The sequence below is a fragment of the Mesorhizobium sp. LCM 4577 genome (genome assembly GCF_001854795.2).
Classification (GTDB): domain Bacteria; phylum Pseudomonadota; class Alphaproteobacteria; order Rhizobiales; family Rhizobiaceae; genus Mesorhizobium; species Mesorhizobium plurifarium.
Genome location: NZ_MDDU01000013.1, coordinates 1 through 20183, shown reverse-complemented (window position 1 = coordinate 20183; position 20183 = coordinate 1). Strand labels below are relative to the sequence as shown.

At 62.0% G+C, this 20183-nt stretch carries 20 protein-coding genes; 12 read left to right on the top strand and 8 right to left on the bottom strand.

What is annotated here, in order from left to right; genetic code table 11:
• Nucleotides 1-120 precede the first annotated feature (120 nt).
• The 5 genes from ccoG to LCM4577_RS15335 all read left to right on the top strand — a co-directional run bounded on the left by ccoG (nt 121) and on the right by LCM4577_RS15335 (nt 5407).
• Entirely contained in the window at nt 121-1680 is a 1560-nt protein-coding gene (ccoG, locus tag LCM4577_RS15355) for a cytochrome c oxidase accessory protein CcoG (RefSeq protein ID WP_071072501.1), read from the top strand.
• Entirely contained in the window at nt 1677-2192 is a 516-nt protein-coding gene (locus tag LCM4577_RS15350) for a FixH family protein (protein ID WP_071072040.1), read from the top strand. The genes ccoG and LCM4577_RS15350 overlap by 4 nt, the downstream gene beginning before the upstream one ends.
• Nucleotides 2189-4474 carry a cation-translocating P-type ATPase gene (locus LCM4577_RS15345; RefSeq protein WP_071072039.1) on the top strand — a complete coding sequence of 762 codons (2286 nt, stop codon included), beginning with the start codon at nt 2189-2191 and terminating at the stop codon, nt 4472-4474. The genes LCM4577_RS15350 and LCM4577_RS15345 overlap by 4 nt, the downstream gene beginning before the upstream one ends.
• Nucleotides 4471-4641 carry a cbb3-type cytochrome oxidase assembly protein CcoS gene (gene ccoS / locus LCM4577_RS15340; protein ID WP_041005784.1) on the top strand — a complete coding sequence of 57 codons (171 nt, stop codon included), beginning with the start codon at nt 4471-4473 and terminating at the stop codon, nt 4639-4641. The genes LCM4577_RS15345 and ccoS overlap by 4 nt, the downstream gene beginning before the upstream one ends.
• 64 nt (nt 4642-4705) lie before the next feature.
• Nucleotides 4706-5407, top strand: coding sequence for a CBS domain-containing protein (locus tag LCM4577_RS15335; RefSeq protein ID WP_041005783.1), 702 nt, complete (start codon nt 4706-4708; stop codon nt 5405-5407).
• Between the two features lie 71 nt (nt 5408-5478).
• On the opposite strand, the gene LCM4577_RS15330 is transcribed toward LCM4577_RS15335, so the two are convergent.
• The 3 genes from LCM4577_RS15330 to LCM4577_RS15320 form a co-directional block, all read right to left on the bottom strand.
• Nucleotides 5479-5958, bottom strand: coding sequence for a hypothetical protein (locus LCM4577_RS15330; protein ID WP_244508333.1), 480 nt, complete (start codon nt 5956-5958; stop codon nt 5479-5481).
• A 153-nt stretch (nt 5959-6111) separates the two neighbouring features.
• Complete coding sequence (locus LCM4577_RS15325; protein WP_244508349.1) at nt 6112-6303, bottom strand: DUF6455 family protein; 192 nt, start codon at nt 6301-6303, stop codon at nt 6112-6114.
• Nucleotides 6304-6502: 199 nt separating this feature from the next.
• A complete protein-coding gene (locus tag LCM4577_RS15320; protein ID WP_071072035.1) occupies nt 6503-7198 on the bottom strand; it encodes a VIT family protein in 696 nt (231 codons plus the stop codon).
• Between the two features lie 257 nt (nt 7199-7455).
• On the opposite strand from LCM4577_RS15320, the gene LCM4577_RS15315 reads away from it, so the two are divergent.
• The 3 genes from LCM4577_RS15315 to LCM4577_RS15305 are packed head-to-tail and all read left to right on the top strand — an operon-like array spanning nt 7456 to nt 10494.
• Nucleotides 7456-8241, top strand: coding sequence for an FMN-binding protein (locus LCM4577_RS15315; protein WP_071030588.1), 786 nt, complete (start codon nt 7456-7458; stop codon nt 8239-8241).
• Between the two features lie 25 nt (nt 8242-8266).
• On the top strand, nt 8267-8986 hold the full coding sequence (locus tag LCM4577_RS15310) for an FAD:protein FMN transferase (RefSeq protein ID WP_244508332.1): 720 nt from the start codon (nt 8267-8269) through the stop codon (nt 8984-8986).
• Nucleotides 8983-10494: an RnfABCDGE type electron transport complex subunit D gene (locus LCM4577_RS15305; protein ID WP_071072031.1), complete on the top strand. Its 1512-nt coding sequence runs from the start codon at nt 8983-8985 to the stop codon at nt 10492-10494. The genes LCM4577_RS15310 and LCM4577_RS15305 overlap by 4 nt, the downstream gene beginning before the upstream one ends.
• A gap of 6 nt (nt 10495-10500) precedes the next feature.
• On the opposite strand, the gene LCM4577_RS15300 is transcribed toward LCM4577_RS15305, so the two are convergent.
• Genes LCM4577_RS15300 through LCM4577_RS15290 form a run of 3 tightly spaced genes read right to left on the bottom strand, consistent with a single transcriptional unit; the run spans nt 10501 to nt 12862 of the window.
• Nucleotides 10501-11841 carry a HAMP domain-containing sensor histidine kinase gene (locus LCM4577_RS15300; protein WP_071030549.1) on the bottom strand — a complete coding sequence of 447 codons (1341 nt, stop codon included), beginning with the start codon at nt 11839-11841 and terminating at the stop codon, nt 10501-10503.
• Nucleotides 11841-12515 (bottom strand): response regulator transcription factor, encoded by a 675-nt coding sequence (locus LCM4577_RS15295; protein ID WP_071030550.1) that lies wholly within the window; start codon nt 12513-12515, stop codon nt 11841-11843. Before LCM4577_RS15295 ends, LCM4577_RS15300 begins: the two co-directional genes overlap by 1 nt.
• Nucleotides 12512-12862, bottom strand: coding sequence for a PepSY domain-containing protein (locus LCM4577_RS15290; protein WP_244508331.1), 351 nt, complete (start codon nt 12860-12862; stop codon nt 12512-12514). Before LCM4577_RS15290 ends, LCM4577_RS15295 begins: the two co-directional genes overlap by 4 nt.
• A gap of 109 nt (nt 12863-12971) precedes the next feature.
• Between LCM4577_RS15290 and LCM4577_RS15285 the strand changes: the two genes are divergently transcribed.
• Together LCM4577_RS15285 and LCM4577_RS15280 are read left to right on the top strand one after the other, a co-directional pair.
• Nucleotides 12972-13235: a hypothetical protein gene (locus tag LCM4577_RS15285; protein WP_131803465.1), complete on the top strand. Its 264-nt coding sequence runs from the start codon at nt 12972-12974 to the stop codon at nt 13233-13235.
• Between the two features lie 49 nt (nt 13236-13284).
• Entirely contained in the window at nt 13285-13752 is a 468-nt protein-coding gene (locus LCM4577_RS15280) for a DUF2231 domain-containing protein (RefSeq protein ID WP_041006384.1), read from the top strand.
• A gap of 50 nt (nt 13753-13802) precedes the next feature.
• Here the strand turns inward: LCM4577_RS15280 and mgtA are convergent, their stop codons facing one another.
• Nucleotides 13803-16475, bottom strand: coding sequence for a magnesium-translocating P-type ATPase (gene mgtA, locus LCM4577_RS15275; RefSeq protein ID WP_083354736.1), 2673 nt, complete (start codon nt 16473-16475; stop codon nt 13803-13805).
• Nucleotides 16476-16484: 9 nt separating this feature from the next.
• Nucleotides 16485-17294 (bottom strand): universal stress protein, encoded by an 810-nt coding sequence (locus tag LCM4577_RS15270; RefSeq protein ID WP_071072028.1) that lies wholly within the window; start codon nt 17292-17294, stop codon nt 16485-16487.
• A 262-nt stretch (nt 17295-17556) separates the two neighbouring features.
• Between LCM4577_RS15270 and LCM4577_RS15265 the strand changes: the two genes are divergently transcribed.
• Both LCM4577_RS15265 and fixJ read left to right on the top strand, forming a co-directional pair.
• A complete protein-coding gene (locus LCM4577_RS15265; protein ID WP_244508348.1) occupies nt 17557-19044 on the top strand; it encodes a PAS domain-containing sensor histidine kinase in 1488 nt (495 codons plus the stop codon).
• Nucleotides 19034-19645 carry a response regulator FixJ gene (gene fixJ / locus LCM4577_RS15260; RefSeq protein ID WP_041006392.1) on the top strand — a complete coding sequence of 204 codons (612 nt, stop codon included), beginning with the start codon at nt 19034-19036 and terminating at the stop codon, nt 19643-19645. Before LCM4577_RS15265 ends, fixJ begins: the two co-directional genes overlap by 11 nt.
• Nucleotides 19646-20183 lie beyond the last annotated feature (538 nt).

Below are 20183 nucleotides of genomic sequence, written 5' to 3'. Positions count from 1 at the left end.
CCATGCCGGGCCTCGACTTGCTTTTGCCGATTCAATTTGACCTGCATCAACGCGCCGAGCGCGAGCGATGGCAAGACTGCTGGAGAAAGGCGGCGTCATAGGCCGCGATTGGAGATCGTCGTGCTGGATCAGTCGCAGGTAGAACGGCTCGAGGCTGAGGCGGTCAACTCCGCAAAGACGCGGCAGCCGCTTTATGCCGCGCGCAAGAAAATCTTCCCAAAGCGGGCCTCCGGCCGCTTCCGCCAGTTCAAATGGCTGGTGATGGCGATCACACTCGGCATCTATTACCTGACCCCCTGGCTGCGCTGGGATCGAGGTCCCTTCGCTCCCGACCAGGCCGTTCTCATCGACCTGGCCAACCGGCGCTTCTACTTCTTCTTCATCGAGATCTGGCCGCAGGAGTTCTACTACGTCGCCGGCCTCCTCATGATGGCGGGCGTCGGTCTTTTCCTGATCACATCGACAGTCGGGCGAGCCTGGTGCGGATACACCTGTCCGCAGACCGTCTGGGTCGACCTGTTCCTTGTCGTGGAAAGGGCGATCGAAGGCGATCGCAATGCCCGCATGAAACTGGACGCCGCTCCCTGGAGCGCGCGCAAACTCTTGCTGCGCATAACCAAGCACGCCGTCTGGCTCGTCATCGCGGTAGCCACCGGCGGCGCCTGGATTTTCTATTTCGCCGATGCGCCCAAGCTGCTCGGCGAACTCGTCACCGGTACGGCGGCGCCCGTCGCCTATGTCACGATCGCCGTCCTGACCGGCACGACCTACGTCTTCGGCGGACTGATGCGCGAACAGGTCTGCACCTACATGTGCCCCTGGCCGCGAATTCAGGCCGCCATGCTCGACGAAAACTCACTGACCGTCACATACAACGACTGGCGCGGCGAGCCGCGTTCGCGCCATGCCAAGAAGGCTCTCGCCGCCGGTCTGCCGGCCGGCGATTGCGTCGATTGCAATGCCTGCGTTGCCGTCTGCCCGATGGGGATCGACATCCGCGACGGGCAGCAGCTCGAATGCATCACCTGTGCGCTCTGCATCGATGCCTGCGATGGTGTCATGGACAAGCTCGGTCGCGAGCGCGGACTGATCTCCTACGCGACCCTGGCGGACTACAATGCCAACATGGCGGTGGCGACCGTGGGCGGCACAAATCCAGTCAATCCATCGCTCGTAAGAACAGCGAGTGGCGCTTTCGTCGACAGCCTGGCACATTTCCATCTGGGCAAGATCTTCCGGCTGCGCACCTACATCTATCTCGGCGCATGGTCGGCGATCGGCCTGGTGCTCGTCTATTCGCTGCTGACGCGCGAGCGGTTGGAGCTCAATGTCCTGCATGATCGCAATCCTCAGTTCGTGACGCTCTCGGACGGCTCGATCCGCAACGGCTATACGGTCAAGCTGCTCAACATGATACCCGAGCCGAGGATGATCGAGGTGACACTGGAAGGCCTCGACGGCGGCGAGATGAGCATCGTCGGCATCGAGCAGCCCCCGAGCCGCTCATTCTCCATTGCAGTCGAGCCGGACCGGTTGAAGACGCTCAAAATCTTCATCCGGCAACCGGCCGACCAGATCAGGAGGCCGGCGCAAAGGTTCGAATTCCGCATCGACGACAAGGCAAGTTCCGAGACCGCCGAATATACCGCCACTTTCAATGCCCCGGAGCACAGAAGATGAACGCCGAAATGCGGAAGCCGCGCGAGTTCACCGGCAAGCATATGTTGATCTTCGTTCTCGCTTTCTTCGCGGTGGTGATCGGGGTCAACGTCACCATGGCCACGCTCGCCCGGAAGAGCTGGACCGGCCTCGTCGTCGAGAACACGTATGTTGCCAGCCAGCAGTTCAACGAAGAAGCGAGGAAAGGAAAGGCGCAGGCGGCGCTAGGCTGGACAGGCAAGCTGACCGTCGCCTCCGGCGAGGTCAGTTACAGCCTTGTCGACAGCCAGGGCAAACCGGTGCCGCTGCACGGGGTCAGGATGCTGTTCCGCCACCCGGCCTACGAGGCCCAGGACGAAGCTCTGACACTTGCGGCGGTGCCCGGCGACACTTCGGGGAACATGGGCGCGTTTGCCGTTCGGCACACGCCCAAGAATGGCGTCTGGATCGTGGAGATCGATGCGGACGCCGGGCTGACGTCGCCGTTCCGTGACGTTCGCCGCATCATGATCTCGAACGGGGCCCTGCAATGAATTGCTGCGCGCCAGGGGCCGAGATGGCATTGGAGGTTGCCGGCGCGGCGTCCGCCGTGCCGTCCAGCGACGAAATAAAGCTGGCCAGCCGCACATTGGACGGGGGCTGTCGCCAGACGGACCTGTCGGTTCCGTCCGTTCATTGCGCAGGCTGCATCCAGGCGATCGAGGCTGCGCTGGCCAAGCTCGAAAACATCGATTCCGCCCGCGTCAATCTCTCGACCAAGCGAGTATCCGTTCGCTGGCGCGGAGAACAGGTCCCGCCGTTTTTCGCAGCGCTTTCAAGGCTGGGCTATCAGGCGCACCTGTTCGAGCCGGAAATCCAGGAAAAGGACAGGACACTCTCGGAGCTGATCCGCGCTGTCGCGGTGGCCGGCTTCGCGGCAGGCAACATCATGCTGCTCTCGGTGTCGGTCTGGTCCGGCGCCGAAGGCGCGACGCGAGATCTGTTCCACTGGTTGTCCGCGCTGATCGCCATTCCGGCTCTCGCCTTCGCCGGCGGCATCTACTTCCGCTCAGCCGCAAACGCGCTGCGCCATGGCCGCATGAACATGGACGTGCCGATCGCGGTGGGGGTTTCGCTGGCTTACGCGATGAGCCTCTACGAGACCATCACTCATGGCGAACACGCCTATTTCGACGCCTCGGTATCGTTGCTCTTCTTCCTGCTGATCGGCCGCACGCTGGACCATGTGATGCGCGAACGCGCGCGAACCGCCGTCAACAGCCTTTCGAGGCTCGCGGCGCGGGGCTCGATGGTTCAGCGGGACGACGGCACGCGCGAATACGTGCCGGTCGCCGAACTGATGCCGGGAATGCGCCTGCTTATTGCGGCCGGAGAACGCATACCGGTCGACGGCGACATCGTCAGCGGGAATTCCGACCTCGACTGCTCGATCGTCTCCGGGGAGAGCGCGCCAAAGGCCGTCGGGGCCGGCGCCCATGTCCAGGCTGGCACGCTCAACCTGACGGGTCCGCTGACGATGCAGGCAACCGCTGCGGCGAAGGACTCCTTCCTGGCGGAGATGGTCCGACTGATGGAGGCTGCGGAAGGTGGCCGCTCGCGCTACCGGCGCATCGCCGATCGCGTATCGGCGCTCTACGCGCCCGTCGTCCATCTGGCGGCCTTTGTGACATTCCTCGGCTGGATGGTCGCGTCCGGCGATTGGCACCGGGCTCTCACCATCGCTATCGCCGTGCTGATCATCACCTGCCCCTGCGCGCTCGGTCTCGCGGTGCCGATCGTCCAGGTCGTCGCGGCCCGACGCCTGTTCGAGGCCGGCGTCATGGTCAAGGACGGTTCTGCTATGGAGCGTCTCGCGACGATCGACACGACTGTGTTCGACAAGACCGGCACGTTGACGCTCGGACGCCCAAAACTGATGAATGCGTCCTCCATCGATCCGACCATGCTTGCGATCGCGGCAGACATGGCCGCCCATTCCCACCACCCGTTCTCGAGGGCCATCGCCAGCTATGCGGGGCACTCCGGCCAACCCGGCGTCGAATCCGTCGCCGAGCACCCGGGCTTCGGCGTCGAGGCCATAGCGGAGGGGAATACGTGGCGGCTCGGACGACGCGGATGGGCGGGCTGGAAGGCTCGCACCGGCGGCGAAGGCAAACCCGGCGGCTATGGCGGCACCGTGCTTTCCAGGAATGGGAACATCGTAGCCTGCTTCACGTTCGAGGACGCGCTTCGACAGGACGCCAGGGCAACGATCCAGCGGTTGAAGGATGCCGGGGTTTCGGTCGACATGTTGTCCGGAGACACTTCCAGGGCCTGCGACGAGGTTGCCAAATCATTGGGGATCGAAAGTTTCGTGCCGGCTCTGCTACCCTCCGGAAAGGTCGAGTGGATTGAAGCGCTGACCCGCGCCGGCCACAAGGTGCTGATGGTGGGCGACGGCCTCAACGACACACCGGCGCTGCGAGCGGCGCAGGTTTCGATGGCTCCCGCAACCGCGGCCGACATTGGCCGGCAGGCCGCGGATTTCGTATTCCTGCGCGAGAGCCTGTTGGCGGTGCCGCTCGCCCTGGATGTCTCGCGCAAGGCCGGCCGGCTCATTCGCCAGAACATCGCCATCGCGATCGTGTACAACACCTTCGCTGTTCCGATCGCCGTCTTGGGCCATGTGACGCCGCTCATCGCGGCGATCGCAATGAGCGCCTCCTCGTTGGTCGTGATCGCAAATGCGATGCGGCTTCACGCAACGTCGAAGACAGCGCCTGAGGCCGTGCCGGCCCGACGCCGCACCGATGTCATAAACGCGGTCCGTCCATGACCACGCTCGTCTATCTCATTCCGGTGGCCCTGTTCCTGGGAGCACTCGGTTTGTCCGGCTTCCTGTGGGCTTTGCGCAGCGGCCAATACGAGGACCTCGATGGAGCCGCGGAGCGGATATTGATCGAACCTGATCAGCGAGACGGCGAAGGCCGGCAATCGAACTGACGTAGATCAAGGCGGCGTCGTTCTCGATGTCCGAAAAGCGGTTGACGAAAAGCCGGAGATTTCGATGCAAGCTCGGGACATCATGACGACACCGGTGGTCACGATCACCGCCTCTGCCTCGGTTGCCGAAGCGGCGGATCTGATGTTGACCAGGAACATCCGCTGCCTGCCGGTCGTGGGAGACGATGGATCGCCGGCTGGCGTCATCAGCGAAGGCGATTTCCTGCGCCGAGGCGAACTTGGCACCAGACGGGGGCGGCCTCGCTGGCTGGAGTTTCTTGTCGGTCCTGGCAAGCTCGCCGACGAGTATGTCCGCTCGAACGGCCGCCGGGTGGGCGAGGTTATGACCACCGGCGTCGTTTCGGCAGCGCCCGGCGCCTCGCTCGCCGAGATCGTCGAACTCATGGCGACCCACGACATCAAGAACGTACCCATCCTTGACGCGGGTAAGATCGTCGGCATCGTCAGCCGCTCCGATCTGATGCGCATCCTGCTTCGCGCTCTGCCCAAGTCAGGCTCTGCGACTGTCGATGACGAGGTCATCCGCAGGAACATTCTTGCCGAGTTGCGGGGGCAATCCTGGAGCGTCGGCGGCGACCTTATCGGCGTCACCGTCAAGAAGGGAGAGGTAGAATTGAATGGCGCCATTTTCGACGAGCGCCAGAGAAAGGCCGCAGTCGTCGCCGCGGAGAACATCGCCGGGGTCAAGAAAGTCACGGACAAGCTCTTCTACGCGGGACCGTTGTCGGTCGTGCTCGTCTCCTGACAAGCGTGCGTCGGCGTGTAGCGCTCGTCCCGACCCTGGGCCGCACCGCGCTCGGGGCTTCCTGTCCAGCGTTAGACCGCAGCCGCGATCAACAACGGTCGAAGCAGCAACAGCGCAAATCCAACAAGCGCCGCGCCCGCGATCTTGTCGGCTATCCGCCTGCCTCCGCCCAGCCACTTGCCCAGCAAAACCCATAGCGATCCTGTTATGGCGGTGGTCCCGACAAGCATCAGCCAGAAGATGCCAAGTTCGTCCCAACCGGCATCCATCGGCACCATCGCCAGGCAATAGATGAAAGCCTTTGGATTGAGCGCGGTCGTTGCCAGCACGGAAACGCCGTCGTGGCGGCCCGGTGCACCGCTGGAATTGCCGGCCATCAGGCGCAGCCCCAGGACTGAAAGCCATCCAACCGCGACGAATTTCAGAATCTGGACGGCGTCGGCCGGCATCAAAGGACGCGACAAAAGCCAGAAAGCCGCCGCGATCCCATAGCCGCACGCCTGTGCCGCCAAGAGCCTGGTCGCCTGCTCACGTTTGACCGCGGCCGCCATCAGGAGAGCGTTGGTTGGCCCTGGAGCGACAAAGAGCAGAAATGCTTCCAGAAGAAATAGATCGTTTGACATCAGTCAGCCGCCATGTGGCCTTCCGGGCTTGTTTGCTGCCCGCTCGCCAAGCAGCTCGTTGCGTCCAGCATCAAGGTTCAATCAGCGGACGGACTGCAATCGAGCGATCAAGTCGCTATTGCGGCAATAGGCCGGCGGATGATCGGCATGCGCGGTTTCGTCGAGCCAGGCGGCGCATTCGTCCTGGTGGCCGCAAGACCGGCACCGGTCAACGGCACGACTGGCGACGGCTGGGTGATCCGCCACAACTTTCAGCTGCCTGTCGACACCCATCTTCCGCATCATGCGTTCCATCAAGGCGGTTTTGGCGTCAGCCCCGATCAGATATTCGAGAAAGCTCATGTCGGCACACTCCTCAGACCGCAAATCATTGCCATCTCAGGCGGCGTGTGGCGTTGACTTCGATCAACGAAAGAGCCCGTCTGCCTGAGAGGACGTAACCTGAAGTGCAGACCATGCTCGGTGAAGCGGCCTAACCGACCGTGCCGAATATCGCGCCGATACCTGCGGTCAGGGCCATTGCCAGCGCTCCCCAAAAGGTGACGCGAATGGTGGCCTTCCATACATTGGCGCCGCCAGCCCTCGCGCCGATTGCGCCGAGCACGGCCAGGAACAACAGCGATGCGATCGAAACGACGGCAACAAGTCGGGAGGGCGGTGAAAGAAGCACCATAGCCAGCGGCATGATCGCGCCGATTGAAAACGCCGCCGCCGAAGCCAGCGCTGCCAGTATCGGTCGTGCGGCGGTCACCTCGGAAATGCCAAGCTCGTCGCGGGCGTGTGCGCCAAGAGCGTCCTTGGCCATCAACTGATCGGCCACCTGCAACGCCAATTGAGGTTCCACACCGCGATCGATGTAGATCTGGGCAAGCTCCTGCCTCTCGAACTCGGGTTGGCTTGCGAGTTCGTTCCGTTCACGCGCGAGATCCGCGTGCTCGGTGTCGGCCTGGGAACTGACGGATACATATTCGCCGGCGGCCATCGACATGGCGCCCGCAACCAGACCCGCGACGCCGGCTACCAGCACGCTGGCCGTGGTGGCATTGGCGCTCGCAACGCCAATGATCAGGCTGGCGGTCGAGACGATGCCGTCGTTCGCGCCGAGCACCGCGGCCCGCAACCAACCGACGCGTGAAACCAGGTGATTTTCGGTGTGAAGACGACTCATCTAAGCAAAGGGACAGTTGTCGGTTCGGCTAGGGTTTAAGTCCACATCGGCAAGCCAGGAAGGCAGCCCGACCGTTCACTGCCCCGCGATCCGAACAAATGCCTTGATCAAAGTCAATCGGCGACCCCGGTTCGTCGACCCGGTATTTTTCGCTAGCCAGAGCGCTGACAGCCAGTTGTCAGCTAGCTCATGAGATATTGCTCCTAACCTGCACGAAACGGCTCGGCCGGAGCGTGCTCGAAATCGGAACGATGCTCATGAAACAGATCGCCTTGTCCCTCTTCGTGATCGCCTCGTCCGGGGCCTATGTCTGGGATCAGGCGGGCAAGCTTCCCGGCAACGATCCGATCGACACACAGGGGACCGCGGCTGCGGCGGAGCAGGCCCCGTTGGCGCCGATCGCTCCGTCCTCTCCTGCCAGCCCGGTCCCGGCAGCGGCGGCAACCCTGCCGGCAGCTTCCCCGGTGAATGTGCCACGGGAGCCGGTGCCACGCACAACGGTCGAGGCCAGGAAGGATGCTTCCACGACGATTGCGGCCGCGGCGCCGCAGCCTACCTTTGCCGACAGGCCGCCGGAGGTCACACCGGCACCGTCCCCGCCGCCGAAGCCAAAGGTGGAGCCCCTAAATACCAATGCCGCCCTGCCGCAGACACCGTCTTTCGCGGTGACGCCTGCCGTCTACATTCCCATCCCGCAGCCGCGGCCGGATTATCCCCAAGCGCGCATCCTCCATACCGGCATGAAGCTCGCGGCGCACGGTTATGCCGACGGGGTCTACACCGGTCCAGCCGCCGATGCCTATTACGGCATCATCCAGATCCAGGCGCTTGTCCAGGGTGGCCGGGTCACTGCACTCAAGGTGCTGAGATACCCCAATGACCGCCGTACCTCGGTCAACATCAACCGGCAGGCGTTGCCGATGCTGCGCGACGAAGCGATCGGCGCGCAAAGCGCCGATGTGGATATCATCTCGGGCGCGACGCTGACCAGCAAAGCCTTCATCCAATCGCTCGGCGGCGCCCTGAGGAAGGCTTCTTCCTGACCCCATGCGCGAAACCCGAATTCTGATGGGAATGCCGATCACGGTCGATGTCGGTGGCGCCGCCGGCTCGCTGATCGACTCCGTCTTCGGCTATTTCGAGCAAATCGATCGGCGCTTCAGCACCTACAGGACCGACAGCGAGATTTCCGCCATCAACCGAGGCGACGTTCCGGTCAAGGATTGGAGCGGCGAAATGATGGAAGTGCTGGCGCTGGCCGAGCGGACAAGAAGCGAGACAGGTGGATTTTTCGACATCCACAAGGCCAATGGCTCGCTTGACCCGTCCGGCATCGTCAAGGGCTGGGCCATTCGCAATGCAGCCGAAATTGTCTGTCAGGCGGGGGTTCGGGACTTCTTCATCGAAGCGGGCGGCGACATCCAGTCCTTGGGCAAGAACGCTTCCGGGCAAGACTGGAGCGTCGGCATCCGCAACCCCTTCAAGACGGATGAGATCATCAAGGTCGTCTATCCGCGCGGGCGCGGCGTCGCCACGTCGGGCACCTATGCGCGCGGCCAGCATATCTACAATCCCCATGAGCCTTCCGACGCTATCACCGACATCGTCAGCCTGACGGTCGTCGGATCCGACGTGCTCGAAGCCGATCGCTTCGCCACCGCGGCCTTCGCCATGGGTCGCGACGGTATCCTCTTCATCGAGCAGGCTCCGGGGCTGGAGGGTTATGTCGTCGACAGCAACGGCCGCGCCACGCCGACAACCGGATTCGGAGACCTTTGCGAACCATGATCAAGGCAATCGACCGGTTCCTCGACCACCTGACCATGTACCGGCTGGTGCTCCACTATCTGATGGCGCTGCTGGGCACAGCCTTCGCCTTCTGCTTCGTCAAGCTCGTGCCGCATGATCCACTTGCGCTCGCTTTCACCGCAGCGCTGGCAGTCAGCGCCTGCTGGATCACCAACAAAGCTTTCGCGCTGGTCTTCGAGGTCCCGGCAAACAACGAATCCGTCTATATCACCGCGCTCATTCTGGCCCTCATCCTCGACCCGGTCGCCGTCACGGACCTGAAGGGCATCGCGGCAGTTGCTTTCGCCTCTGTCTGGGCGATCTCATCGAAATACATTCTGGCCGTTGGTCGAAAGCACCTTTTCAATCCGGCGGCCGTCGGCGTGGCGTTGTCGGCACTGTTGCTGAACCAGCCCGCCACCTGGTGGGTCGGTGGCAATCCATGGCTGCTTCCCTTCGTCCTCATCGGCGGGATTCTGGTCGTCCGGAAACTGCGCCGCCTGGATCTTGTCGCGACATTTCTGGTCGTGGCCATTGCGACCGTCCTAGCAACAACCGAGCCAGCGCAATATGGCGCCGCCTTCAAGGAAACGCTGGGCTCATCGCCGCTATTGTTCTTTGCTTTCGTGATGTTGACCGAGCCCCTGACGGCGCCCGCACAGCGCTGGCCGCGGATCGCCTTTGCCRCCATCGTCGGTTTCCTGTTCGCACCCAACATCCATGTCGGCTCGCTCTATTTCACACCCGAGCTTGCGCTTCTGGTCGGCAACCTCTTCGCCTATTCGATCGGTCCGAAAGGGCGCTTCGTGCTGACCCTGGAACGCATCGAGCAAACCGCCGCCGACAGCTATGATTTCATCTTCAGGTCACAGCGAAAGCTTGCCTTCCAGGCTGGCCAGTACCTTGAGTGGACACTTGGCCTCGACCATTCCGACAATCGCGGCAACCGGCGTTATTTCACCGTCGCCTCATCGCCTACCGAGCAATCCGTGCGGCTTGGCGTAAAATTCTATCCGCAATCGAGCGCCTTCAAGCGGGCGCTGGGCGCCATGAGGCCCGGCGCCACGATCCACGCTTCACAACTGGCCGGCGATTTCACGCTGCCATCCGATCCGAAGACGAAGATCGCTTTCCTGGCGGGCGGCATCGGCATCACGCCGTTTCGTTCGATGCTGCAATATCTCATCGATCGTCAGGAAATTCGGCCCATCGTCGTTCTCTATGGAACAGAGGGACAAGACGACATCGCCTATCGCGACGTGCTTGGCTCAGCGAGACGCGAACTGGGCATAAGGACGTTCCATGCCGTGGCCAAGGGTGCTGAGCGTGGCCAGTATCCGGGCTATATCGACGCCCGCCTGGTACGCCTCACCATGCCCGACTACCTGGAACGCACCTTCTACATCTCCGGCCCGCAGGTCATGGTCAAGGCGCTGCGCGGGAAGCTGCTGACCATGGGAGTTCGCCGTTCCAGAATTAAGGTCGATTACTTCCCCGGATTCGCCTGAACGCGCTCAACCAGGCCGAGGCAGGTAAATGGTCACCGCCAGACCGGAGTTGGCGTTCGCCATTTCGAGGCGGCCGCCATAAGCTTCGACGATGTCCGAAACGATCGCCAGGCCGAGGCCGCTGCCGCCGCCCTTGCTGTCAAGCTGGACACCACGCAACAAAGCGGCATTCCGGGCGGCCTCCGGAATGCCCGGCCCATCGTCGACGACCTTGATGATGACTTCGCCGGCGCTTGCGGATGCGCTCACACGAACCAGCGATTTCGCGAAGCGCGTCGCGTTCTCCACCAGATTGCCGAGGACCTCGGATAGATCGCCCTCGTCGACCGGCGCCGTGAAATCCTCGGCGACGTCGATCGCGAATGACAGCTGCTTGCCCCTTGGCGTTCGTTTGAGGACGGCAATCACGCCGTTCGCCACCTCCCGGACAAGGCAGGCGGCATCGCCGGAAACGCCGGGCGCCAGGCGAGCACGCGCCAATTCCCGCTCGACGTGGCGGCGAATTGCGCCGGCGCTTTTCTCGATCTCCTCGGCAAGTTCGGTTTCACCCTTCTTGCGCAAGGTCCGAATATCGGCAGAAAGCACCTGCAGGGGCGTCTTGAGGCCGTGCGCCAGATCAGTGGCGCGCGAGCGGGCGCGAGACAGGGCCTTCTCCTGGGCGGCGAGCAGGCGATTTATCTCCTCAGCAAGTGGCTGGACTTCGCTCGGCGCGGCGACATCAAGACGAGCCTTTCGCTGCGCAATCACGTCCCTGACGGCGACTCGCAGGCCTTCCAATGGCGCCAAGCCGACGGTGATCTGGATGAAGAATGCGCCCATCAGGGCGAATGCGAGCACCGTGAGCGCCGGCGCGAGATCACGGACATATTCCCCCACCGAGACCTCGACATTGCGGTGATCCTCCGCAACGACAGCACGAAACGCCCTCCCGTCGGCGTCGGTAATCGTACGCAGAACGGCGACGGTGAGCTCGCCGCCTGGCCCCCTGAGCTCTTCCTTCCTCAGTTCGCCATTCGCTGCCTGCTCGGGCAAGGCGAGCGTGGCATCCCACAAGGAGCGCGATCGAACGAGGTTGCCGGTCGCAAGGTCTTCCACCTGCCAGTAATGCCCGGACAGCGGACTGGCGAAGCGCTGATCCGCCAGCGTCGATGCGACCAGCAGGCGGCCGTCGGCCGCGAAGCTCGTCGCACCGATCAACTCATTGAGGTCGACGGTCAACTCGCTGACGACCCGCCGCTCGACGTTGAGCTCGAACAGATAACGCAGGCCGACGCCGGCTATGCCAAGCGCGATCACAATCGATATGGCTGCGGCCGACCATAGCCTTAGGCGGATCGAATTGCGCATCAGCCGGGCCCGCCAGGCCCGTCCGGCACGAAATATCCGAAGCCGCGTCGGGTTTCGATGACATCGCTGCCAAGTTTCCGCCGCAGACGCGCAACGATGACTTCGATCGTGTTCGGGTCGCGTTCGTTGTCGGAACTGTAAAGATGCTCCGCGAGCTCGGTCGGCGCGACCACACGACCGGCATGATGCATCAGGAACGCGAGAAGCCGATACTCGAGCGGCGAAAGTGCCACGGGAATGCCGCGAAGCGAGATGCGCATCTGGCGCGTGTCGAGCAACAAGGGGCCCGACGTCAGGACTGGCGCCGCCTGCCCGCTTGAGCGGCGCAGGATGGCGCGCAATCGTGCGAGCAGTTCCTCCATTTCAAAAGGCTTGGGAAGGTAATCGTCGGCACCGGCGTTGATGCCTTCCACCCGCTCGGTCCACAGTCCGCGCGCCGTCAGGATCAGCACCGGAAAGCGCCGGCCATTGGCGCGCCAGCGCTTCAGCACCGTGAGGCCGTCGAGCTTCGGCAATCCCAGGTCGAGGATCGCCGCATCGTAGTTCTCGACGTCGCCCGCAAACCAGGCGGCTTCACCATCGCTCACGATATCGACGGCCATGCCTGAGGCCTTCAAAACCGCCGCGATGTCGGCCGCAATACGCGGTTCGTCTTCTGCCACGAGGATCTTCATTTGTGGTCGCCTTCATTGCTCAAAACGCCGCCGGCGCCGGCGCCGGCGTCGATGTCAACGACCCTGCGCCGGCCATCGGCTGCAACCACCTGGAATCGATAGATCCACTTGCCTCCGGCGCGGATGAGGTCGACCGCAACGATCTCACCGGGAGCTCTGGCGCGGACAATGGCCATGATATCGGCAAGGCCCTCGATTTCGCCACGCTCATAGAGGTCGCGCGCCCGATCGTGGTCATCGTCGTCGTCCTGCGCCCGGACGGCCGACGGCGTGGCCAGCACAAGTGCGGCCGTCCCCAGGGCGGCCAGGCGCATCAAAGCGGTTTTCATGGAGGAGAGCTGTCGCATGCCGAAGCTGTCAAACCGCTGTCAATCATCGTCAGCCGGCGGCAAGGAGCACGTCTCTATCAAGGGCCGCCGCGCCCGATGACGGGCGCGCAAAGAAGGATTTGAAACCATGCGCAATCTTCCGGTCCTGCTTGTCGCTCTTGGAGGTCTGGCCGCCTTTGTCCTGCCCGCGGCCGCGGAATCCGACCATGAATCGTGCGGGGCCGCATCCCCCACATCTTCCTCAACAATCGACTTCGAGRCCATCCCGATGATGAGCGCCGCCGGACCCAAGGCGGTGAAGGGCATCGGCGACGACGAAGGTGACGGCCGCATATCCGCATCCAGTGCGCGCAGCGAACGAGCCGACGAACCCGGCAATAGCGACGACTGATTGGCCATCCGACTGATTATTTGCTCAATCTTTCTGGAGAATATCTGCAATGCCTGAAATTCAGCATATCCATCCCATTCTGGTGCATTTTCCTATTGTTCTGATGTACACGCTCGTGGTCATCGACCTCGCCGCGCTCGCGAACCGCAATGCCGTTACGACACGCAGTGGCGTGGGTACGATTTCCAGTTTTGCGGCGGCGGCCGCAGGAATATTCGCCGTCAGCACCTGGTTCTTTGGCGGCATCGCCCTCGACCATGCCGAGGCCGCGGGATTCAGCAGCCAGATAGCCGAGATCCATGAGGGCCTGGGCGGGATCAGCGCCCTGGCCTTTCTGGGCTGGGGTCTCCTCCGGCTCGCTCTTTGGGTGCGCAATCGCGAACTGAAAACGCTGGGACCGGCCATACCCGCCATTGAAGTTGCCGGCGCGGCCCTGGTCACGGTGACAGCGTATTATGGTGGGCAGCTGGTCTACGACCTTGGCGTTAACGTCACCAAGGCCGCCGTCGGCGGTTGACGTCGCAGTCTTGGACCTCGGGTCGTCCACGTTGGTCCGCGTCCCTTGGCTCAGCCAGGGATGCGGACCGGCGCGGTCCGGTGCGGATTTGAGGCCGGAGTTCTTCGGCGGGGCTTGGCTCGGCTGCCATGATCGAAAAGCCGGCTCTTTGTAAGCTCGGACACAAGCACGTAGAGCGCGGTGATCGCGAGCAGCCCTGCCAGTACCGGCGCTGCCAGAGGCACAAATCCGAACCAGCCGGCGAACGGGGCAAAAGGAATGGCGATGGTGGTAAGGCCAATGCCGACGGCGAGGCCCGCAAGCAGAAGGCTCGGACGGCTGCGCCAAAGCCTCCTGCGGGTCCGCACGACGAGCACGATAGCGAGTTCGGTGAGCACGGATTCCACGAACCAAGCCGTCTGGAATGTAGCTGCAGTGGCATGAACGGCCAGAAGGAGAAACGCGAAGGTTGTGAAGTCGAAGAGCGAGCTCACCAGTCCAAAACTCACCATGAAACGTCTCACGAAATGGATGTCCCAGTGACGCGGCCGGCGCACCTGATCGACATCGACATTGTCACCTGCGATCGCGAGAGCCGGAATGTCGGAAAGAAAATTGTTCAGCAGGATCTGCTTGGCCAGCAGAGGCAGAAACGGCAGGTAAAGGGAGGCGGCAGCCATGCTGATCATGTTGCCGAAATTGGCGCTGGTCGTGATGGATATGTATTTCATCGTATTGGCGAAGGTTTTGCGGCCATCGTCGACGCCCTTCACCAGCACGCTCAGGTCGCGCTTGAGCAAGATGACGTCCGCCGCCTCGCGCGCCACATCGACAGCCGTATCGACCGAAATGCCGATGTCGGCTTCATGAAGCGCCGGCGCGTCGTTGATGCCATCGCCGAGATAGCCGACCACGTGGCCGCTCCGGCGCAACGCCTCGACAATGCGCTCTTTCTGGTTCGGATCGATCTCGACGAAAAGATCGGTATTGCGGACGCCGGCCAGAAGCCCGTTCTTCGTCAGCTTCGATAGATCTTCGCCGGTCATGATCCTGTCGGCCTGCAGACCCACGGCCTCGGCCAGATGCGCCGCGACATAGCGGTTGTCGCCGGAAATGACCTTTACGCCAATGCCTCGGTCGGCAAGCGCCGACAGTATCTCCCGCACCCCCTCCTTTGGCGGATCGAGAAACAGCAGGAACCCCGCGAACGCCATTTCAGTCTCGTCGCCACGGCTAAAGCCCGCCTTGTCCTGAAATCGCCGGATCGCCAGGCCGAGAACGCGATACCCTTGGGCGCTCCAGCGTCTGAATCGTTCGTCGATCGCCTCGCGTTCCGTCGCGCCGAGGGGTTTCAAGCCATTCGAACCCTGCACGAAGCCACAAGCGTCGAGGACATTCTGCACCGCCCCCTTGGTGACAAGGATCTGTTCTCGCTTGCTATCGTGGACGGCGACCGACAAGCGCTTGCGAACAAAATCATAAGGGATCTCGTCGATCTTGGAGAACCCGGACAAATTCCCCTGTCCACGCGGAGCGCCCGCAATTGCCTCGTCCAGAGGATTCTTGAGGCCCGTCTGCAAAGTCGCGTTGAGCCGGGCCCACTGCAGGACGTCAATCGACGAATTGCCCTCGACGTCGAACCAGCCATCAAGGCGGATGACGCCCTCCGTGAGCGTCCCGGTCTTGTCAGTGCATAGCAGATCCATGCTGCCGAGATTCTCGATGGCATCGAGACGGCGCACGATGACACCGTTGGCAGCCATCGTCCGAGCGCCTCTTGCCAAGGTTACGCTGATGATCGCCGGAAGCAGTTCAGGCGTCAGGCCAACCGCCAGCGCCAGCGAAAACAATAGGGATTCGATGAAGGGCCGGTTGAGCATCACATTGGCGAAGAACACCAGGATGACAATCACAAGCATGATCTCGGTCATCAGATATCCGAACATCCTGATGCCGCGCGCGAACTCGGTCTCGGGTATCCGTCGCTCCAATGCTTCGGCGATCGATGCGAATTCGGTCTGCGTCCCCGTGGCGACGGCCAGCACCTTCGCCGTTCCGCTGCGAACCGACGTGCCGGTGAAGACGGCATTGGTTCGCTGCGTAATGCCGGCCTCGGGCGCGGAGCGGCCCGCGGACTTCACGACGGGAAAAGTTTCGCCGGTCAGAACGGATTCGCTGACGTTGAAATCCCGCGACTCCAGGATGACGCCGTCGACAGGGATGAGACTGCCAGCCGACAGGCAGACGACGTCGCCAGGGACAATCTCCCCGACATCGACGGTGCGTTCGAAGCTGTCCCGCAGCACGGTGGCCTTGCGGGAGATGCGCTGTTGCAGCACCTCCATCGCCCGAGACGCGCCATATTCCTGAGTGAAGCTGAGGGCGCAGCTGGCAAGCACAATCGCGCCGATGATTGCAGCTTCATGCCCCTCCCCGACGAACGCCGAAACGGCGGCGGCAAAGACCAGGATCAGGACCAATGGGCTGCGAAACTGACGCGCGAATACGCTCAGCGCCGATCCGCCGGATCGAGGCGCCAGTTCGTTGCGACCGAATTTGGCCAGCCTGGCTGCTGCATCGACGCGCATCAGGCCGGAAGTGGAGGTCTCCAGCCGGCCGACCAGCTCATCCGTTTCGAGCGACCAGTAGGCAGGCTCAACACGGCCAGAAAAGCGGCTGATCGATTTCTCCTCACCCGCTATGCCCCCCGGCCGGTCCGTGCCATCTGCCGCCTCGATCACCATGGTTGTAAGTCAATTCGAAAACAGGYGGCTGATACCGCTCTCGCCAATCAGCGAAAGTGTGATGCCGCCGAAGGCCCATTCCCTGAGCCGGCTGTGACCGTAGGCGCCGCACACGATCAGATCGGCGTCGACCGAGCGAGCAAACGCCATCAGCCCCTCGCCATTCGCCGCACAGGCGATCACTTCGGTTCGCGCCATGATGCCATGCTGCTCCAGAAACACCGCGACGTCGGCAAGGCTGTCTCGAACATCCTTTCCCGAGGCTGCTTCCATCGTGGCGACTACAACCTCTTTCGCCTTGGCGAGGAGCGGCAAGGCATCGGACAAAGCCCGTCGTGCTTCCCGGCTGTCCTTCCAGGCGACCAGGACGGTTTTCCCAAGCAGGTGTTCGGCATTGCCGGCCGCAACCAGCACGGGGCGACCGGCCCCGAGCACCAAGCTTCCTACATCGAGGGCACGGAACACATCATCGCCGCCATTGGTGGTCACGATGAGATCGGCTGAGCGAGCTACCAGTCCTAAAGCGCGAGTCGGACCGCAAATATATTGTTTCCATTCGCTGCTGATGGAGTGCGGGACAAACTTCTCAAAGGTGTCGCGCAGTTCGGCAAGACGCTTCTCGATCTCCTGCCGTTTGACCTGCATGACCTCGCCTTCATAAACTAGGCCTTCCCCCGTGGCCACCAAGGGCGGAACATCCGCGGCAGCGAAGCCGATGAGGTGAGCATCGAAGCGATGCGCCATTTCTGCCGCAAGCTTCACGATTGGCGCCGGATCGGTATCGACGGCCAAGTTGACGACAATCGTTTTGTAGGACATGCGGCACCTTCAGGAGACGATGATCGATTGATGGTGCCACTCCGAGAGGTGCACGACCTTGATGCTGATCAAACTCCGGTAGCTCTATGTTTGCGAATGCCTGCTTGAGTGCTAAACCAGTGATCGCCAGTGTTCCTTCAAAAGCAGAGTGGATGTGACCCAGAAGAGCCCAGTTTCCGCGGGAGCCATCGCCGAATCGGCCGCTTCGCTTGACGGTTTGCCGCGAAGTGATGATTTGCCGGAACATGAGTTGCTTGCATTGATGTTTGAGCAAGCACCGGGTTTCATGACGTTGCTAAGAGAGCCCGGGCACGTGTTTGAACTGGCGAATGCCGCCTATCAACGAATGGTCGGCCAGCGAAATGTCATTGGCAAATCGGTGCGCGAGGCCTTTCCCGACCTCGACGGCCAAGGTTTCTTCGAATTGCTGGACCGCGTCTACGAGACTGGCGAACCCTATGTGGGCCGAAGCGTCAAGGTCGTATACCGCAACGTCGAGACGGGCAGTGCGGAAGAACGCATCTTAGACTTCGTCTATCAGCCCATTAAAGCGAAGGACGGCCGGATCACCGCGATATTCGTTCAAGGCACGGACGTCAGCGAGCTGTCCTTCGCCAACGCCGCGCTGCAACTGCGTGAGGATCACCTGCGTTCGATCCTGGCGACTGTACCCGATGCCATGGTCGTTATCGACGAACAGGGTCTGATGCAGTCCTTCAGCACTGCTGCCGAAATGCTGTTCGGTTATAAATCCAGCGAAGTCATCGGTCGAAATGTCAGTTTGCTGATGCCCAATCCCTATCGAGAGGAACATGACGCCTATCTGCACAGATACCTTTCCACCGGAGAACGCCGCATCATAGGACTTGGACGCACCGTGACCGGGATGCGCAAGGATGGCACGACCTTTCCCATGGAATTGGCCGTCGGCGAAATGCATCCGGGAACGGGCCGTTTCTTCACGGGCTTCTGTCGCGACCTGACCGAACGCCATAGGACGGAAGCGAGGATGCAAGAGCAGCAGCAGGAGCTGCTTCATATGGCAAGGTTTACCGCGCTCGGCGAAATGGCTTCGACATTGGCGCATGAGATTAACCAACCGCTGACAGCCATCACAAACTATCTCAAAGGCAGCCGTCGTCTGCTCGAGAAAAGCGATGACGAGAACGCGACTATGTTGCGAGAGGCCGTCGAAAAGGCCGCCGAGCAAGCCTTGCGCGCGGGCGACGTCATTCGTCGCCTCAGGGACTTCGTTGCCAGGGGCGAAAGCGAACGCCAGGTCGAACGCCTGCCAACGCTTATCGAGGATGCCTCTTCGCTCGCTCTGGTTGGCGCGCGGGAGGCCGATGTTCGCGTTACATACGATCTCGACCCAGCGGCCGAGCTCGTTCTGACCGATCGAATTCAGATTGAGCAGGTGTTGCTGAATCTTATGAGGAACGCCGTCGAGGCCATGCAGGGCGGGGCGCGCCGTGAACTGCGTGTCTCTACCACAGCCCGGCATGACGGGATGGCAGAGGTTGCCGTTATCGACACCGGGCCGGGGCTGGCGCCCGAGGTTTCGGCCCAGCTCTTCCAGCCCTTCGTCACTACGAAGAAGCAGGGGATGGGCGTAGGGCTGTCTATTTGTCGCACTATCGTCGAGTCGCACGGTGGTCATATCTGGGCAGAGACTCCACCCGGCGGTGGAACCGCCTTTCGGTTCACTCTGCGCGCGGTAGAAAAGGAAGAGGTCGCCAGTGGCCAATGATGTCGTGCATGTGGTTGACGATGACGTCGATGTCCGCAAATCGCTGGGCTTTCTTCTCGCGACAGCCGATTTTGCCGTGCGCCTCTACGAGTCGGCGACCGCATTTCTGGCGACAGAGCCAAAGGACGTCGACGGTTGCATTGTCACTGATGTGCGCATGCCTGGTATCGACGGCATCGAGTTCCTGCGGCAATTGAAATCCCGCGGGTTGAACGTGCCGGTGATTGTGATGACCGGGCATGCCGATGTCGCGCTTGCCGTCCAGGCAATGAAGGAAGGCGCTGCCGACTTCATCGAAAAGCCGTTCGACGACCAGGTTCTCATCGATTCACTGCGTTCGGCCCTGACCCACCGCAGCCAGCCCATCGCGGCCCACCCGCAATCAACCGAAATCCGGAAGAACCTTGCCACTCTCTCGGAACGCGAGCGCCAAGTGCTCGATGGGCTCGTCTCCGGCTTGCCCAACAAGACGATTGCCTACGATCTCGGGATCAGCCCGCGCACGGTTGAAATCCATCGTGCGAATGTCATGAGCAAAATGGGAGCGGGCAGTCTCTCGCATCTGGTACGCATGGCACTTATTGCCGAGCCCAAACATTAAGCACCGCTTTTGTTTGCACGCGCCTTTGGCCAACGTCAGGACAGGTCTCGCAGCAAGCTCGCCCGCCGCTCTTTTGGATCCCAGTCTCGCCAGTGGGTCGGCCTGATATCGACACGAACGCGGGTAGCGACATCCACCCATCCATCCCGACTTTTTTCGCAAGGAAAAACAAGCGCGTGCAGACCTTCCTCGTCCAGAACGGCTAGTTCGAGGCTACGGCCAAAGGGGGCGCTTGCTATTGGATTCCACATCCGCCTACCGTGGATCGAGATGCCGGCGAACGCTTTGATTTGAATCAGTTTTCGAAAGGATGGCCACAAGGCTCGTTTGACTTCGGCACGGGAATTGACCTAGCTCAAAGTCCAGACCGGCAAACTGAGTATGGTGACCCAACAGGACAGGCCTGCCGCGACCGGCGGTGGGTGTCCGGCAAAGGAGCTCACCATGAATTACCAGCGGTTCTTCGAAGATGCGATCGACCAGCTCCACGCCGAGCGTCGCTACCGCGTCTTCGCCGATCTCGAGCGCATGGTGGGCA

Coding starts and splice junctions, on each gene's coding strand:
- LCM4577_RS15350 (WP_071072040.1), top strand. CDS start 1,677: ATGAACGCCGAAATGCGGAAGCCGCGCGAGTTCACCGGCAAGCATATG.
- LCM4577_RS15345 (WP_071072039.1), top strand. CDS start 2,189: ATGAATTGCTGCGCGCCAGGGGCCGAGATGGCATTGGAGGTTGCCGGC.
- ccoS (WP_041005784.1), top strand. CDS start 4,471: ATGACCACGCTCGTCTATCTCATTCCGGTGGCCCTGTTCCTGGGAGCA.
- LCM4577_RS15335 (WP_041005783.1), top strand. CDS start 4,706: ATGCAAGCTCGGGACATCATGACGACACCGGTGGTCACGATCACCGCC.
- LCM4577_RS15330 (WP_244508333.1), bottom strand. CDS start 5,958: ATGGCGGCCGCGGTCAAACGTGAGCAGGCGACCAGGCTCTTGGCGGCA.
- LCM4577_RS15325 (WP_244508349.1), bottom strand. CDS start 6,303: ATGGGTGTCGACAGGCAGCTGAAAGTTGTGGCGGATCACCCAGCCGTC.
- LCM4577_RS15320 (WP_071072035.1), bottom strand. CDS start 7,198: ATGAGTCGTCTTCACACCGAAAATCACCTGGTTTCACGCGTCGGTTGG.
- LCM4577_RS15315 (WP_071030588.1), top strand. CDS start 7,456: ATGAAACAGATCGCCTTGTCCCTCTTCGTGATCGCCTCGTCCGGGGCC.
- LCM4577_RS15310 (WP_244508332.1), top strand. CDS start 8,267: ATGGGAATGCCGATCACGGTCGATGTCGGTGGCGCCGCCGGCTCGCTG.
- LCM4577_RS15300 (WP_071030549.1), bottom strand. CDS start 11,841: ATGCGCAATTCGATCCGCCTAAGGCTATGGTCGGCCGCAGCCATATCG.
- LCM4577_RS15295 (WP_071030550.1), bottom strand. CDS start 12,515: ATGAAGATCCTCGTGGCAGAAGACGAACCGCGTATTGCGGCCGACATC.
- LCM4577_RS15290 (WP_244508331.1), bottom strand. CDS start 12,862: ATGCGACAGCTCTCCTCCATGAAAACCGCTTTGATGCGCCTGGCCGCC.
- LCM4577_RS15280 (WP_041006384.1), top strand. CDS start 13,285: ATGCCTGAAATTCAGCATATCCATCCCATTCTGGTGCATTTTCCTATT.
- mgtA (WP_083354736.1), bottom strand. CDS start 16,475: ATGGTGATCGAGGCGGCAGATGGCACGGACCGGCCGGGGGGCATAGCG.
- LCM4577_RS15265 (WP_244508348.1), top strand. CDS start 17,557: ATGTTTGAGCAAGCACCGGGTTTCATGACGTTGCTAAGAGAGCCCGGG.